8 protein-coding genes are annotated in these 15,317 nt (G+C 65.4%); 5 read left to right on the top strand and 3 right to left on the bottom strand.

All coding sequences use genetic code 11. The features are described 5' to 3' along the window. The first annotated feature begins 451 nt into the window (after positions 1-451). Complete coding sequence (locus A7A76_RS09990) at positions 452-1,795, top strand: DEAD/DEAH box helicase (RefSeq protein WP_206411066.1); 1,344 nt, start codon at positions 452-454, stop codon at positions 1,793-1,795. A 611-nt stretch (positions 1,796-2,406) separates the two neighbouring features. Here A7A76_RS09990 and A7A76_RS09995 read toward each other — a convergent pair. Together A7A76_RS09995 and A7A76_RS10000 are read right to left on the bottom strand one after the other, a co-directional pair. After that, positions 2,407-4,062, bottom strand: coding sequence for a CHASE2 domain-containing protein (locus tag A7A76_RS09995; RefSeq protein WP_206411067.1), 1,656 nt, complete (start codon positions 4,060-4,062; stop codon positions 2,407-2,409). 39 nt (positions 4,063-4,101) lie between these two features. Then, positions 4,102-5,715, bottom strand: a complete 1,614-nt coding sequence (locus A7A76_RS10000) for a FecR family protein (protein ID WP_241200848.1) — start codon at positions 5,713-5,715, stop codon at positions 4,102-4,104. A gap of 935 nt (positions 5,716-6,650) precedes the next feature. On the opposite strand from A7A76_RS10000, the gene A7A76_RS10005 reads away from it, so the two are divergent. The 4 genes from A7A76_RS10005 to A7A76_RS26045 are packed head-to-tail and all read left to right on the top strand — an operon-like array spanning position 6,651 to position 13,284. Beyond that, positions 6,651-8,117: a DUF3375 domain-containing protein gene (locus A7A76_RS10005; RefSeq protein WP_206411069.1), complete on the top strand. Its 1,467-nt coding sequence runs from the start codon at positions 6,651-6,653 to the stop codon at positions 8,115-8,117. Beyond that, positions 8,101-8,766, top strand: coding sequence for a DUF4194 domain-containing protein (locus A7A76_RS10010; RefSeq protein WP_206411070.1), 666 nt, complete (start codon positions 8,101-8,103; stop codon positions 8,764-8,766). The genes A7A76_RS10005 and A7A76_RS10010 overlap by 17 nt, the downstream gene beginning before the upstream one ends. Then, positions 8,759-12,127, top strand: a complete 3,369-nt coding sequence (locus A7A76_RS10015) for an ATP-binding protein (protein ID WP_206411071.1) — start codon at positions 8,759-8,761, stop codon at positions 12,125-12,127. The genes A7A76_RS10010 and A7A76_RS10015 overlap by 8 nt, the downstream gene beginning before the upstream one ends. A 2-nt stretch (positions 12,128-12,129) precedes the next feature. Next, positions 12,130-13,284 (top strand): Wadjet anti-phage system protein JetD domain-containing protein, encoded by a 1,155-nt coding sequence (locus tag A7A76_RS26045; protein ID WP_206411072.1) that lies wholly within the window; start codon positions 12,130-12,132, stop codon positions 13,282-13,284. 293 nt (positions 13,285-13,577) lie between these two features. Here A7A76_RS26045 and A7A76_RS10025 read toward each other — a convergent pair. Further along, positions 13,578-15,317, bottom strand: a 1,740-nt coding sequence (locus A7A76_RS10025; protein WP_206411073.1) for a DUF885 domain-containing protein, incomplete at its 5' end; no start/stop codon positions are given.

Genomic DNA, 15,317 nt, shown 5'->3' on the forward strand with positions numbered 1-15,317 from the left:
GGCTCCGGCCTTCGTGCGCCGCCCCGGCGCCGCAATCGCGGGCCCGACGGGCAGGGCCCCAGGCCGCGCCAGGCCGGGCGCGCGCCCGTCGCAGCGCACTTGTCCGCGCTTGGCCGCAATGAGCCGCGGCTGACCCGGCCCCGCCGGCAACTGGCGTAAGCGCCTGTTTTCGCGTAGAGTGCGCCCCGTTCAGCGCACGGCTGCCTCCCCGCAAGGGTACGTTTCCCAGGTTGCCCGTCGCCCCGCATTGGCCCCCGCAGGCCGCGGCGCGACTTCTTATCCCGCACGTCTTTCGTCGCGCAGACACGGCCCGGAGCTTCCGGCGCCGTCCAAAAATCGATACTCGCAGCGCGGTTCAAGGGAACGCTGGAGTGATCACGCGACCGATGACGGTCCGGCGCGCCCATGGCGCGGCCGGCACTTCGGCGCGAACATCTGGAGTTCCAAAGCTATGACGTTCGAATCCCTGGGCCTGGCGCCCGCGCTGCTGCGCGCGCTGTCCGAACAGAACTACGCCACCCCGACCCCGATCCAGGCCGAAGCGATCCCGCTGGCGATGGCCGGCCACGACCTGCTCGGCGGCGCCCAGACCGGTACCGGCAAGACCGCCGCGTTCGGCCTGCCGCTGCTGCACCGCCTGGCCACCGCCGCGCCGCAGGGCGGCCCGCGCAAGCCGCGCGCGCTGATCCTGGCGCCGACCCGCGAGCTGGCGCTGCAGGTCAGCGACAGCCTGCGCGGCTACGCCAAGTACCTGCGCCTCAACGTCCACGCCATCTACGGCGGCGCCGGCATGGGCCCGCAGCTCGACGCGCTGCGCCGCGGCGTCGATGTGCTGGTCGCCACGCCCGGACGCTTGATCGATCACCTCGAGCGTGGCAGCGCCAAGCTGGACGCGGTCGAGCTGTTGGTCATGGACGAAGCCGACCGCATGCTCGACATGGGCTTCCTGCCGGCGATCAAGCGCATCCTCGGCCGCCTGCCGGCGTCGCGCCAGACCCTGCTGTTCTCGGCCACCTTCGAGGCCCAGATCAAGCAGCTCGCGCTGGAGTTCATGCGCGCGCCGCAGCAGGTGCAGATCGCCGCCAACAACGTCGTCGCCGATGCGATCAGCCACCGCGTGCATCCGGTCGACGGCGGCCGCAAGCGCGATCTGCTGATCCAGATCCTGGCCGCGCGCCCGAACGATCAGGTGATCGTGTTCGGCCGCACCAAGCACGGCTGCAACCGCCTGGCCGAGCAGCTCGAGGACGCCGGCCTGAAGTCGGTCGCGATCCACGGCAACAAGAGCCAGGCCCAGCGCCAGAAGGCGCTGCGCGATTTCAAGGCGAACAAGGCGCGCGTGCTGGTCGCCACCGACGTCGCCGCGCGCGGCCTGGACATCCCGAGCCTGCCGCTGGTGATCAACTTCGATCTGCCGATGGTGGCCGAGGACTATGTCCACCGCATCGGCCGCACCGGCCGCAACGGCGCGACGGGCGAAGCGCTGTCGCTGGTGTCGCCGGACGAGGCGGGCCTGCTGCGGCAGATCCAGCGCATCCTCAAGGACGACATCGAGATGGTCAGCGTCGCCGGCTTCGAACCCTCGCGCCCGCTGCGCATGGGTTCCGACGCGCCGGGCGCGCGCCGTCCGGGCCCGGGCGGCAACCGCGGCAACAACGCGCCGCGCAAGCCCGCACACCGTCCGCACGGCAAGCCCGCGCCGCGCCATGCGCATGCCGGTCCGAAGCAGCATCGCGGCGGCGGCAATGGCGGCGGCGGTCAGCAGGGCCAGCGCCGGGATCGCAACGCGGGTTGATCGATTTGCGCTTGTGATCGTAAGAAGCAGAAAAGGCCGGCATTGCCGGCCTTTTCTTTTGCGCGCCGGCTTGGATCGGCGGCTTTTGCGCGATCGCTTCGTTCGATGCGGTCCGTAGCGGAATGAGCCTGGCTCCCGCGCGCCCCTCCATGACGTGGTCTCCGAAGGCGGGCATCCAGGGCTTTATCGCGGCATGGCTCTGAAGTCTCTGGATCCCCGCGTTCGCGGGGATGACGACTTGGGCAGGCGCGGCGAAACCGATCTGCCGCGAAACCCACCTACCGTCATGCCCGCGCAGGCGGGCATCCAGGGCTTCATCGGGGCATGACTCTGAAGCCTCTGGATCCCCGCGTTCGCGTGGATGACGACCTGGACAGGCGCGGCGAAACCGACCTGCCGCGAAACCCGCCTACCGTCATGCCCGCGCAGGCGGGCATCCACGGCTTTATCGCGACATGACTCTGAAGTCTCTGGATCCCCGCCTGCGCGGGGATGACGGGTTTGGGGATTCGAGGCCGCGGCAGGCCATCGCCGTCGCCGAGGTTTCGCGGCCGCCGTCGCGCGCTATGTCGGCGACGATGCGCGGCCGCAGCTCACCGCGAACACGGCCGTCAAATCTCGCCCAGCCGCGTCGCCTCGCGCCGGTCGCGCCCGTTCTCCTTGGCCCGGTACAAGGCCGCATCGGCGCCGTCGAACACGGTGCGCACGTGCGTGTGCGGGCTCGGCACGCAGGTGTACAGGCCGATGCTCAAGCTCACCCGCTGGTCCTCGCGCGCGCCGTAGCGCGCGTCGAGCTTGCGCATGTCGGCGAGGATGGCGTCGGCGACGCGGGCGGCGCCTTCGACGTGGGTGTCGGGCAGGATCACCGCGAATTCGTCGCCGCCAAAGCGCGCGGGCAGGTCGCGCGGGCGGCGCGCGTGAGCGGCGATCGCCGCGGCGATCTTCTGCAGCAGCTTGTCGCCGGCGCGGTGGCCGTGGGCGTCGTTGTAGGCCTTGAAGTGGTCGACGTCGATCAGCGCCAGCGACAGCGGCGCGCGGGTGCGGCGGGCGCTGGCCAGTTCGCGCTGCAGCACGTGGTCGAAGCGGCGGCGGTTGCCGAGCTGGGTGAGCGTGTCGACGTTGGCTTCGTGGCGCCAATGGCGCAGGTGGCCGATCAGCCAGGCCAGGTACGCCACGGCGATGGTGGCGATGGTGCCGGCCGGCGGGAACCACAGGTCGGTCAGGCGCAGCAGCGCGACGCTGCCGGCGGCGGTCAGCAGCGCGGCGGCGCCGGCGATCAGCGCCGGCCGCTGCACGCGCGGGTGGATCATCGCCAGCACCGCGGCCAGCAGCATCGCCGCGGCCAGCAGGCCCTGCCACAGCGGCGCCAGCGGCACGATCGCGCGCCGGTGCAGCAGCATCTCGACCACGTTGGCCTGGTATTCGGCGCCGTGCATGCGCACGTCTTCGGACATCGGGGTGAGATAGCGCGGCGCCAGCCCGGTCGCGGTGACCCCGATCACCACCCAGCGGTCGCGCAGCAATTCGGCCGGCACCTGGCCGCTGAGCACGTCGGCGTAGGAGACCTGGCTGAAGGTGTCGGGCGGGCCGGCGTAGCGGATGCGCACGTAGTGGTCGCGCGTCCACTGATAGGGCGAGCCGCGCTCGGACGCGGGCCGGCGCAGGCCCGGCAAAGGGTCCGGGGCGACGCCGCCGTTGAGGCCGATCAGCGCCAGCGCCAGCGCCGGCCAGCGCGCGTCGCCGAGGCCGGCCTTGAGATACAGGCCGCGCGCGGTGCCCTCGGCGTCGAGCTCGATGTCGGTATGGCCCAGGGTCGAGGCGGCGGCGGCGATCGTCGGCGTCGGCAGCACTTCCACCGGCGGCGCGTTCTGGCGCAGCGGCGCGGTCGTCACCGGCAGGGCGACGCGGCCGAGCCGGCGCATCGCCGCGGCCAGGGCGCGGTCGCGCTCGTCGCCGTTGCGGTCGGGTTCGGCCAGGACCAGGTCCAGCGCCACCCCGCGCACGCCGGCGTAGCCGAGCCGGTCGAGCATCTGCGCGTGCAGGTCGCGCGGCCACGGCCATTGGCCCAGTTCGTTGAGGCTGCGGTCGTCGATCGCCACCACCACCACGTCGTCGTCGGGCGGGTAGCCCCAGTGCGAGAGGTGCAGGTCGTAGAGGAAATCGTCCAGGCGCCAGGCCGCGCCGCTGACCGTCAGCAGCGCCGCCAGCGCCGCCGCGCCCAGCGCGGCGCCGGCGCGCAACAGCCGCGACACGGCGGCGGGGCTCATGCGTTCGCGCTCATCGGCGGCCGGGTCGGCACGGGCGGTTTACAGCGCCAACAGCAACAGCACGGCGCCGGCGCCGCCGGCGGCGTAGCACAGGCGGCAGGGCAGGCGGATCTCCTGGGACGGGCCGTAGGGCGCGGCGTAGCCGTCGTCCTCGATGGTCTGCACGCGCACGTGCCAGACGCCGCTGCCGGGCCGGTCGATTTCGATCTGCGGCTCATCCGCCTCCCGCTCCAGCAGCAACTTGGCGAAGTCCGCCTTGCGCGAAATCTGCACGCGGTAGCGCTGGCCGGGTTCGCCGCGCTGCCAGCGCAGGGTCAGCTTGCCCTGCGCGGACTGCGGCGGTTCCAGGCCGGGATCGACCGGCGCATCGCTGATCTGGAACGGCAAGGCGTTGCCGAAGCGGCCGAGCCGGCCGTCGCCGTCGCGCGAGGCCACGCGCCAGAAGTACGAACCCGGTTCCAGGTCGCGCCCCGGGCGCAGGCGCTGGCCGCGCACGGCTTCGTCGATCAGCGGCGCGGTGAAGTCGGCGTCGCGGGCGATCTGCACGCGGCTGGTCGCGGCGCCTTCGACCTTGGCCCATTCGAAGCGCGGCCGCGGCAGGCGCAGGCTCTGGCCGTCGAGCGGGGCCAGGGTCAGCGGCGGCGCCGGGCCGGCGTCGACGGTGAAGGCCTGCAGCAGGTCCTGGCCGCCCAGGCCGTTGGCGGCGACCGCGCGCACCAGCAGGCGCTGGCGGCCGGGCGGCAGGTCGTCGATGCGCACCTGCGCGGCGGTGGTCGACTGTTCGAACAGCAGCACCTCCGGCGCGTCGTCGCGCACGACTTCGACCCGATAGCCGCTGGCGCCGGGCACCGCGGTCCAGGCGGCGCGCGCGGGCAGTTGGTCGAGCACGGTGGCGGCGGGGTCGAGCTGCGGCGCGGGCAGCAACGCGATCGGCGCGGCCGGCGCATCGCCGCCGCCGGCGAGGGTGCCGTAGCCCGGCGTCACCAGCACCTGGCCGCGCTGCGCGCCGACCTGGACCTTGCCTTCCAGCACCTCGGTGGCGTCGCGCGCGCCGGCGTCGCCGGCGCTGATGCGAAAGCGCGTGCCGCGCACGCTGGAGGTCGCCGACGGGGTCTCGATGATGTAGCGCGAGGCCGGCCCCAGCGCCGGCGTGACCCGGTTGGTGGCGCGCCCGCGCTGCAGGCGCATGCGCGTGTCGACCATGCCGGTGGCGCCGTAGCTGCTGAGTTCGTCGAACACCACCGCGCTGTTGTCCTGCACGGTCATGCGCGAGCCGTCGGCGAATTCGAGCGTGGCGCTGGCGCCGGGCCCGGTTTCCAGGCGGCTGCCGATGCCCAGGCGCAGGCCTTCGCCGACCAACTGCGCCGGCGACTTGTCCGAGGCCAGCCAGTTGACCGCGCCGCGCACCGCGATCACCCGCGCCTTGGCCGGTTCGATCCGCAGCCAGCCGATCGGGAAGCGCATGCGCGTGCCCGGCGGCAGGTGGTAGGGGTCGGCGATGCCGTTGTGCTGTTGCAGCCGGCGCCAGTCGATGCCGGTCTTCAGGTGCTTGGCGCCCAGGTCCCACAGGGTGTCGCCGGGGCGGACGCGGTAGCTCCAGTCCTGCGCCGACGCCGGCGCGCACAGCGCTGCCAGCGCGAGCAGCGCGACCAAGGCGAACCCACGCGGGGCGCGCCGGAGGAGCGGGCGAGACGGCCGGCGCGCCGCCGATACGGCGGCGCAAGGCGCGGGCGCTGCTGCGGGTGCTGCGATGGGGGACATCCGTAATCCGTGGCTGAGAAAGTCGGCGGAAACCGGCCGCGCGGCCGGCGGGCAAGGGACACAGCAACCCCTAATTATGCGCCTTCAGTCACATTTTTTCTGCTTTGGAGTCTGAGCAACGGTAGATCGGGTGGGATCGGCGGTGGCCGGTTGCGGTGCTGGGTGTTCGGTGGCGGGTGGATCCGATGTGGTTCGCGCTGGTTTGCGGGGCACAGGTCTGCCGTGGTTCGCGTGCCAGAAGCCGATCCTAGCGCCTGTGGGCGGCGCGGTGCAGTTGCCGGATCGCGGTTCTTCGTGGGCTGCCGTGTTTCCGGGATGGCGATGCACTCCAAACCGTCATCCCCGCGCAGGCGGGGGTCCAGAGACTTCAGAGGCATGCCTCGGTGAAGCCTTGGATGCCCGCCTTAGAGAGGATAGCGGTGGGAGAGTTTAGCGAGTTCCCTCCCAGACCTTATCCCGTGAAAACGGGGGAACTCTCTTGCGACGGCCCCGGCCTTTGCCAGCGCAACGGCAGTGAAGTGAACGAAATCGTTCGAAATCTCATCGTGACTTTCAGCTCATTTTCTACATAAGAAGCATTGATGGTGTCTGTATTGTGTATCAGATATGTCTTCGGACCAGAGTGTTTAGGGTTTCTGAAGTTGGCCGGTTTTTTCTCTGCTCGACGTGTAAGGTGCGCAAAAAGGTTGCATGGGGTGCAGCCGACCCCACGCGGGGCTTGCGTCCAATCTCAATCGCTGAGATCTATGCCGGATATTGAGTAAGCTGATTTACGGATCGGAGTTTCACGTCCCTGATTGGGGGCGGCTTTAAAGGAAGAAGGCCACATGAAACCGGAGTTGTACGCGAGCACCTACGAGCGTCTGAAGCGCGAGCCGGCTTGGTCTCTGTTAACGGCGCATTTGGCACCAGAGTTTTTGGCGCTGCTTCAGCATCTGCTTTACTCCAACGAGCGGGTTTTGCCCGCGTCTGTACTTGAACAACGGTTGGAAACCGAACTGGCGGAGCTGCGTCTCAACGGCCGTGACTTGCCGGGCTCGGCCGGTCACTATGTGACATTCTGGCTGCGCGAGCGCTGGATCGAGCGAAGCCTGCGGGAAGGCGCCGAAGAGGAAGAGCTTGAGCTCACCACAGCCGCGCTCCAGGCGCTGCGTTTGGTCTCCGCTTTGAGCACGGTCCGCAGTACCGCGACCGAGAGCCGCCTGTCGATCGTCATGGATCAGTTGGCCCGGCTGGCAGAGCAGACCGATCCGGATCCTCAGTCGCGCCTAAGACGACTGATGCAGGAGCGTGAGCGCATCGACGCGGAGATCGACGCGGTATCGAACGGAAAAGTTGACGTATTAACCGATGAGCGCGCGCTTGAACAGCTTCAGGAGATCATCGCGCTCGCCTCTGAGCTGGCCGACGACTTCCGGCGCGTGCGAGACGACTTTTCCAAGCTGAACCGAGAATTTCGCGAGCGCATCATCCATGACGAGGGCAACCGGGGAGATCTGCTCTCGGACTTGTTTTCCAATGTGGATGTCATCGCCCAAAGCGGCCCCGGGCAAAGTTTCGACGCGTTCTGGCGCCTGTTGACCGATGCGGAGCAAAGCGCCCGTCTAGAGGTCGGAGTGGAGGACGTTTTCTCCCGAGGGTTCTCGAAACGGTTGGGACGTAAAGAGCGGACATTTCTGCGGCGCCTGACCGGCACGCTCCTGGATAGAGCCGGCGGCGTCAATAACGCGCGAACGGGCTTCGCCAAAAGCTTGCGCGGCTTTGTTCAGAGCCGGGAATACCGCGAACAGCGGCGTCTGAGCCGATTGCTCCGCGACGCCAAGTCCTCGGCCCTTGAGGCGGCGGAGGTCTTCAGGCCAACGGATAAAGTCGGCCACGATCTAAGCCTGAGCTCTGCGACGTATCGGTCGATTGGGCGCCTGCGGCCGCACGATCCCGTGCAGCGCATGGATGACACTGCGGTGACGCAGGGCGAGTCGGCCGATGTCAGCCTCCATGACATTGCGCAGGCCGTAGTGCATTCGGAGATCGACTTCCGAACGTTGCGCGCCAACGTTCTTTCCATGCTGGCGGAGGTGAGTCAGTGTTCCATCGGGGATGTTCTGGCTGCCTTCGAGGCGACGCAGGGGCTGGGGACCGTGGTCGGCTACCTAGCGTTGGGTGTGAAGCATGGTCAAGTCATTACCGACCAACACGAGCGCGTGTCGTGGCGCCTGGACAGTGGAGAGCTGCGTTGGGCCGGTATTCCTCTTGTCTACTTCATGGTGGAGCGGATCGATGAACTCGCTGCTTGATGTCTCGGTATCCATCGATGGAGCCGATAGCGGTCTTTACCCCGGGGATCGCAGCCGATTGCCGCTGGATACCCGAAAAGCGTTGTGCAAGCTGTTGTCCGGACCGTTCATGGATGCGGATCATCCATCCTGGCCAGCGTTGCTTCGCGATGAAGAGACCGTAAGGTCTCGCCTTTCCGAGTTGTTCCTGCAACTGGTGGTCGACCGCGAGAGAAAAGTCGCATTCACCCGGCAGGCCGACACGGGTGAACTGGATACACCCGTTCTGCTTCGGTCCAAGCCGTTGACCTTTCTTGAGTCCGTCCTCTTGCTGGACCTGCGACGCGTCTTGATCGAGGCCGAGGGGCAAGATCAAAGGGCGGTGGTGGCCGCTGCCGATATCGCCGAACAACTCAACCTGTATGCAGGCGCGCTTGGAGCCGATGCGGTGACGGTGCGAAAGCGGGTAGACGCAGCCATCGACAAGCTGCGCGGCGCGGGCATGCTGCGCGCGCTTCGCGGTGGCGAGAAGCGCTACGAGGTGTCTCCCGTTCTACGCCTGCTTTTTACCGTAGAGGACGTGGAGGCCCTGGGCAAGATTTACCAGACTGCGGCCAAGCAAGGCTATGTCCAGGATCAAAGCGCTTCTGAGGATGACGACGATGAATAGCGATGCACAGGTATTCCAGCTGTCGGATTTGCCCGACCCCAAGGAACACCAGTTCCGAATGCGCCGGTTGAGCGTGGTCAACTGGGGGACGTTCTCCGGTCTTCATCGCATGCCCATCTCGTCCGACGGGACGCTGCTCCTGGGGCCGAGTGGCGCAGGCAAGTCGACGCTGTTGGACGCTATCTCGGCGTTGACGGTGCCGCCTCGAGCCATGCGGTTCAATGCGGCGGCGGACGAAGGCTCGCGTAAAGACCCGGACCGCAATCTCATGTCCTATGTCCGTGGGGCTTGGGCGGACAAGGCCGATGAGGAAAGCTCCCGCTCCATCGCCAAGCAGTATCTGCGCACGGACGCTACCTGGTCGGCCATTGCTCTGGAATACGCCAATAGGGCCGGGCGCCACATCACCTTGGTCAGATGGTTGTGGACGCAGCATGCGACCTCGAGCGCCAACAGCAAGCTCAACAGCCATTTCATGGTCGCCGAGACGGCGTTTGACCTCGGCGACGCGCTGTCATTCAGTGGCAACCGCCGGGAGTTGACCAAGAAATTCCAGCCACCGCTATACCGTCACCACGAGGCCAGTTTCGCCTCGTACGCCGAGCATTGGTGCCGCTTGATGGGCATTGATAACGTGGAGGCATTGGAACTGCTTCATCAGACGCAATCCACAAAAAACCTTGGGGATTTAAACGCGTTCCTTCGCGACTTCATGCTGCCCGAGCCGGCTACGTTCGATATCGCCGACCAATTGGTGACTGAGTTTTCGGACTTGGACGAGGCGCATCGAGCGGTCGTCAACGCGCGTGAGCAGATCGAAACGCTGGCACCCGCTCGGGATCAGTTCGAGCTACGGGAGAAGACGCTCGCAGAGGCGTCTCACTTGAACAATCTGCTGGCCGGCATTCCAGCCTTTCGTGCCTGCGTGCAGGCGAAGCTGTTGCGAGAGGAGAATGTCCTGCTTAAAACGACCATCGACAATGCCGTCGATGATGCAGAAAGGGCCAAGGCACTAACGCTCGATGCAGATAGGAGGCTCAGAGCCCTGCGCGAGGAGCATCTGATCAAAGGTGGCGCCAAGCTTTCGGATCTCAACGGTCGACGCGAGCAGCTTGTCGAAGAACGCAGCCGGATCGTAGAAAAAGTCAAGTCCGCGGAAAAGACTGCCAAGGCCTTGGGCTGGGTGTTGGGCGCGGACCAACAAACATTCGTGTCGCAGTTGCAGCAAGCCGGGCAGTGGTTGCTGGGTGTGGATGAACAAGCGAAAGTTCTGGAGGAGCTGAAACTTCGGCACGCGTTGGCCGAAGATAAAAAGCTTGAAGAGTTCAAGTGGCTCCAGACAGAGATCCGATCGCTCGAGCAAACTGGCAGCAGTATCCCTGACGCAAAGCAGCAGATCCGATGGCGGCTTTGCCAGGACCTGAGCATTCCCCTTTCGCGGGCGCCTTTCGCCGGCGAGTTGATCGACGTTGACAGCGATCACGAGGACTGGGCAGGCGCGGTCAATCGTCTGCTGGGCGGTTTCGGTGTGACCTTGCTGGTTCAGCCCGAAGATCAACGCAAGGTCGCCCATTGGGTCGACAAGAACCATTTGAACGACCGGTGGACCTACATGGCGGTTGAGTCCATCGATCGCGGGGGGTACCGCAAGCCCGCGCCCCAGTCGGTGCTGGCTTACGTCAATGTTCGTGAGCACGCTCTTCGCGACTGGATCTGGCGGCATTTGCTCAGCGCCTTCGACTACGAGCGGGTCGACAATGCGTCCGATCTGTTGAAGGGCGAGCGCCGCATCACGCGCGCCGGGCAGATACGGCGTAGCGGGCGTTTGCTTGAGAAGGACGATCGCCACGACATCAACGACAAGAAGAAGTGGGTTCTGGGAGATATACGCGCCAAGTTGACCAGTTACAAGGACGAGGCAGCGCGGGTCGGAGCAGACATCGATCAGGCTCGGTCCGCAAAGGAGAAAGCGGCTGAAGAAGCGAAGATTCTATCGGATCGTAAATTGGCTGCGACGCTCTTTTCACAGCTGCGTTGGAAGGACATCGACGTGGCGTCCGTGGTGTTGCAGATCGGTCAGGTCGAAGAGCACATCAAACGGGCCCTTGAGGACAATCCCGTATTGACCGACCTTGAGGGGCGCATGCGGTTGGCGGAGCAGGAGAAGGAGCGGCACCAGCGCGACATGCTCTCGGCACAAGGGCTGGCCGAACGAAGTGCGGAAAAAATAGAGGAGAACGATGCTGCGCTGGTGAAGGCTGATATGGAGGCAGCCGCTCTGCCCGCGTCGCATCGGGAGGATCTGGGTGCGAGGTTTGCGCCCGACTGGTCTCCTTCCTTGAAATCGCTTTGGACGGATGTTGAGGGTGTGGAAAAGATCGTTGCCAAGGAGGAGAAGTCTTTACTCAGTCAGGCTGGCGAGTCGGCACAGAAAATCCTTTCATCGTTCCAGAACTTCTTGCAGCGCTGGCCCGAAGAAGGAGGTGAGCTTCAAGCCTCCCTGAGCAGCGCGCCGGATTTCTTCGCCAAACTTCAACGCGTGGAAGTCGACGGGCTGCCGCAGCACGAAGAACGCTTCCTGGATTTGCTGAGCAAGCAAAGCATGCAGCGCTTGGCCGAACTGAATCGGCATTTGGTGGAGGCCAAAAAGAACATCCAGACGCGACTGGACGACGTCAACATGGCGCTGGAGACGGTGCCCTACAATCCAGACAGTTTTATTCAGATTCGTGTGCAAGACCTTGGCTTGGAAGAACCTCGGGAGTTCCGTCGTGTGCTCGCCGAGCTCTTTTCTCGTCACAACCAAGGTGAAACCGCCGAGCTCGCCGAGGCCCAATTCATCGCGCTGCGCAAGCTTATTTTGGACTTGAAGGCGGAAGACCCCGCCAAGCGGCGATGGCGGGAAACCGTGCTGGACGTTCGAAAGCACGTGGAATTCGTTGCCGACGAGCTGGAGCAGCGTAGCCGTGCATTGATCGAGAACTACGGAGGCGGTGGGGGAAAGTCCGGTGGGCAGCGGCAAAAACTTACCGCGACATGCTTGGCCGCAGCGTTGCGCTTCCAGTTGGGAGGTAGCGATGGTGGGGATCCTTCTTACGCGGCAGTTGTCCTGGATGAGGCCTTCACAAAGACCGACAACGACTTTACGGCCACCTGCATGAGGATATTCACCGAGTTGGGATTCCAGATGATCGTCGCCACGCCCATCAAGTCAGTCATGACCTTGGAGGAGTTTGTCGGTGGAGCTACGTTCGTGTCGATTCGAAATCGGCAGGTGTCGTCGTTGTTGCACATCGACTACGACCAAGCAGCGAAGCGATTGAAGTTGCCCGAGGTGGCTCGGCGATCGGACGGGGAGTAAGCGTGCATTTTCCTGACACGATCCGCCGACGCTTGGAGCGCGCATGGGCGAGGCATTGGCTCGAATGGGGGCAAGGCGGCGGGGATTGGCCTGTGAGGATACCCCTCGGCGCCCCTACCGAAGCGCAGGCCATCGCGCACTGGGAGCACGTCCAGGCTTGGCGGATGTCCTGGGGTAACGCCCGCGCCCAGCTGACCGAAGTGACTCGGCGTTGGGCGTCCTTGGGTCAGCAAGTGCTGCCGAGCCATGTCGTGTTTGGTTCGGTGGAAGACTTGGCGACGTTTCTGGGTGCGGACAATCGTCGCTTGCTGCGCGACGCGCAGCAACGGCACGAGCTCCTTGAGCGGCAGTGGCCCGGCGTCCTGGTTCCCGATCGGGTGCTCTCGTGGCTCGTAGGTTTATCGGCCGAAGAGGCCGATTTGGCCGTCCGAGCGGTCGAGTGGCTGCTCGACAATCCCGACGCCGATCTCTTCGTGCGGCAGTTGCCGATTGTCGGTGTCGATACCAAATGGTTCGAGCGCCACCGCAACCCGCTTAATTGGATGTACGTCGCGGTTTCTGCAGGAACCGGTTGCAGTTCTACTGAAGCGGGTTTTCGTCGTGATCGACCGCGCTGCCGCATTCGCCTCTTGGACTGCGCCCTACGGGCAGCCGTGGGAGGGTTGGCGGATTTCTCTTGCCCTGTAGATGATTTGGCCCACCTTTCGCTAGGGGCCAGGTGTGCTTTGGTCGTCGAGAACCTGCAGACATTCTTGGCGTGCCCGGATTTGCCAGGCACTGTGCTCTTTTTCGGGGCCGGATATCAGGCCAACTTGCTCGGAACGATAGGTTGGTTGCGTGAACTCCCATTGCTCTACTGGGGAGACATCGACACGGCTGGTTTCGAGATCTTGCACAGTTTGAGGCTGGGGCTTCCACAGGCTCGATCGTTTGCAATGGACGAGGCTACCTTACTGGCGCATCGAGAATTGTGGGTCGATGATCCCAAACAGCGTTTCAGCGCGCTTTCTACGCTTACACCGGATGAGCGGATGGTTTTTGAAGGGCTTCAGGACGGACGCTATGGAAAATCGGGTATTCGGATGGAACAGGAACGTCTTGTTTGGACAGAGACGATGCACAGGTTGGTGAAAGAAGTGGCTGATGTGACTGCCTAGCGTGAGAGGCCACAGGAGTTTCGTTGACCAATGGTGTTGAGTCCGCATTTCAAATAGCGACTCAAGCAAGTCACGGTGGTCCCGCTTTCGAGATGGCCGGCCGGCGCCGCGCCTCGAGCCTGTTCAGCTTGCTGCGTAGGCCTTAGGGCAAGCGGGTAGCAATTTCGCCGCGGTGCATCGAGCAATAGGGCCGAGGTGGAGGAATCCACCCCAGCCCGCAATGGTTGAGACGAGTGTTAGCCGTTAATAGAGCGAGACAAGTCCTGCTGCGTGCCAAGGGGGCCGATGCACCCTCAAGCCTTCTTGCCCTCGATCCACCGATCGATCTTGCGCTCCAGGATCTCCAGCGGCACCGCCCCGTCCTTGAGCATTTCCGCATGGAACTCGCGCACGTCGAAGCGCGGCCCCAGCGCGGTCTGCGCGCGCTTGCGCAGTTCCATGATCTTGAGCTCGCCGATCTTGTACGCCAGCGCCTGGCCCGGAATGGCCATGTAGCGCTCGGCTTCGGCGGTGGACTGGGTTTCGCTCTCGGCCGAGTTGGCCAGCATGTATTCGATCACCTGCTCGCGGGTCCAATCCTTGCTGTGCAGGCCGGTGTCCACGACCAGGCGGATCGCGCGCCACAGTTCGTTCTGCAGATAGCCGAAGTAGTCGTACGGGCTTTCGTACACGCCCAGGTCCTTGCCCAGCGATTCGGCGTACAGGCCCCAGCCTTCGGTGAAGGCGGTCTCGCCGCCGAAGCGGCGGAACTTGGGCAGGCCGGTGAGTTCCTGCTGCAGCGCCAGCTGGAAATGATGGCCGGGAATCGCCTCGTGCAGGTACAGGTCTTCCGCGTCCCAGGTCTTGCGCGTGGGCAGGTCGTAGGTGTTGACGTAGAAGATGCCCGGCCGCGTGCCGTCCTCGCTCGGGCGCATGTAGGAACCGCCGGCCGCCGACTGCGCGCGGAAGGCTTCGACCGGACGGATCTCGAACGGCGCCTTCGGCGTCAGCGAGAACTGTTCGGGAATGCGCTGGTTGATCTTCGCTTCCAGGCCGCGGTAATGCGCCAGCAGCGCCGGTTCGTCCTTGAACACGAAGCGCGGATCGGTCTGCAGGAACTTGAAGAACGCCGTGCGGCCGCCCTGGAACTTGAGCGCGGCGATGGTCTTGTCCATCTCGCCGTGGATGCGCGCGACTTCGTCCAGACCGATCTGGTGGATCTGCGCCGGCGTCAGCGAAGTGCTGGTCGAACGGCGCGCGTTGAAGGCGTACCACTCGCCGCCGTTGGGCAATGCGCCCAGGCCGGCGCTGTCGCGCGCCTTGGGCAGGTAGTCGTCGCGCACGTAGTCGCGCAGGCGCGCATAGGCCGGCATCAGTTCGGTCGCGATCGCCTTGCGGTAGGCCTCGGTGAGGCGTTGCTTGTCGGCGTCGGAGAAACCGGCGGGGAACTTGGCCACCGGCGTCCAGAACAAGGTGTCCTCGGGCTTGTCCTTGATCAGCGCGTCGAGCTGCGACACCACCTTGACCATCAGCGCCTTGGGCTGGACCACGCCGCGCTTGACGCCTTCGCGGCTGTTGGCGGCGAACTGGTCGAAGATCGCCGGCACCTTGGCCACGCGCTTGAGCCAGTTATCGTAATCGGCGACGGTCTTGAACGGCTGCGCGCCGGCGCCGGAGCCGAACTGGGCGACGCTGGCGGCGAAGTTGTGGAACTGGTTGATCGGCTGCTGCCAGGCCGGGAAGCGGTCGGATTCCAGCTCCAGCCGGGCGTTGCGCACGAAGATCTCGTAGCTCAGCAGATCCTGCGCCGACAGGCCTTGCGCGCCGACCGACTCGACCGCCTTGAGCCAGCGCTGGAAGAACTCGCGCCGCTGCTGGCGATAGGCCGCGCCGGCGATGTTGGGCAACTGGTCGTTGTAGCGCGGATCGCCCTGCTGGGTGGCCATCAGAGGGTTGAGCTTGAGGTTCTCTTCCCAGTACTGCTCGTACAGGCGGGTGAGCTTGGCGGCCTTGGTTTCCACGGTGACGCCGGGCGCGGGCGCGGCATCGGCGGG

It is taken from the genome of Lysobacter enzymogenes (genome assembly GCF_017168095.1).
Lineage (GTDB): Bacteria > Pseudomonadota > Gammaproteobacteria > Xanthomonadales > Xanthomonadaceae > Lysobacter > Lysobacter enzymogenes_D.

What these genes read in the sequence shown, in the direction of transcription:
- A7A76_RS09990 (WP_206411066.1), top strand. Translation starts at nt 452, where the DNA reads ATGACGTTCGAATCCCTGGGCCTGGCGCCCGCGCTGCTGCGCGCGCTG.
- A7A76_RS09995 (WP_206411067.1), bottom strand. Translation starts at nt 4,062, where the DNA reads ATGAGCCCCGCCGCCGTGTCGCGGCTGTTGCGCGCCGGCGCCGCGCTG.
- A7A76_RS10005 (WP_206411069.1), top strand. Translation starts at nt 6,651, where the DNA reads ATGAAACCGGAGTTGTACGCGAGCACCTACGAGCGTCTGAAGCGCGAG.
- A7A76_RS10010 (WP_206411070.1), top strand. Translation starts at nt 8,101, where the DNA reads ATGAACTCGCTGCTTGATGTCTCGGTATCCATCGATGGAGCCGATAGC.
- A7A76_RS10015 (WP_206411071.1), top strand. Translation starts at nt 8,759, where the DNA reads ATGAATAGCGATGCACAGGTATTCCAGCTGTCGGATTTGCCCGACCCC.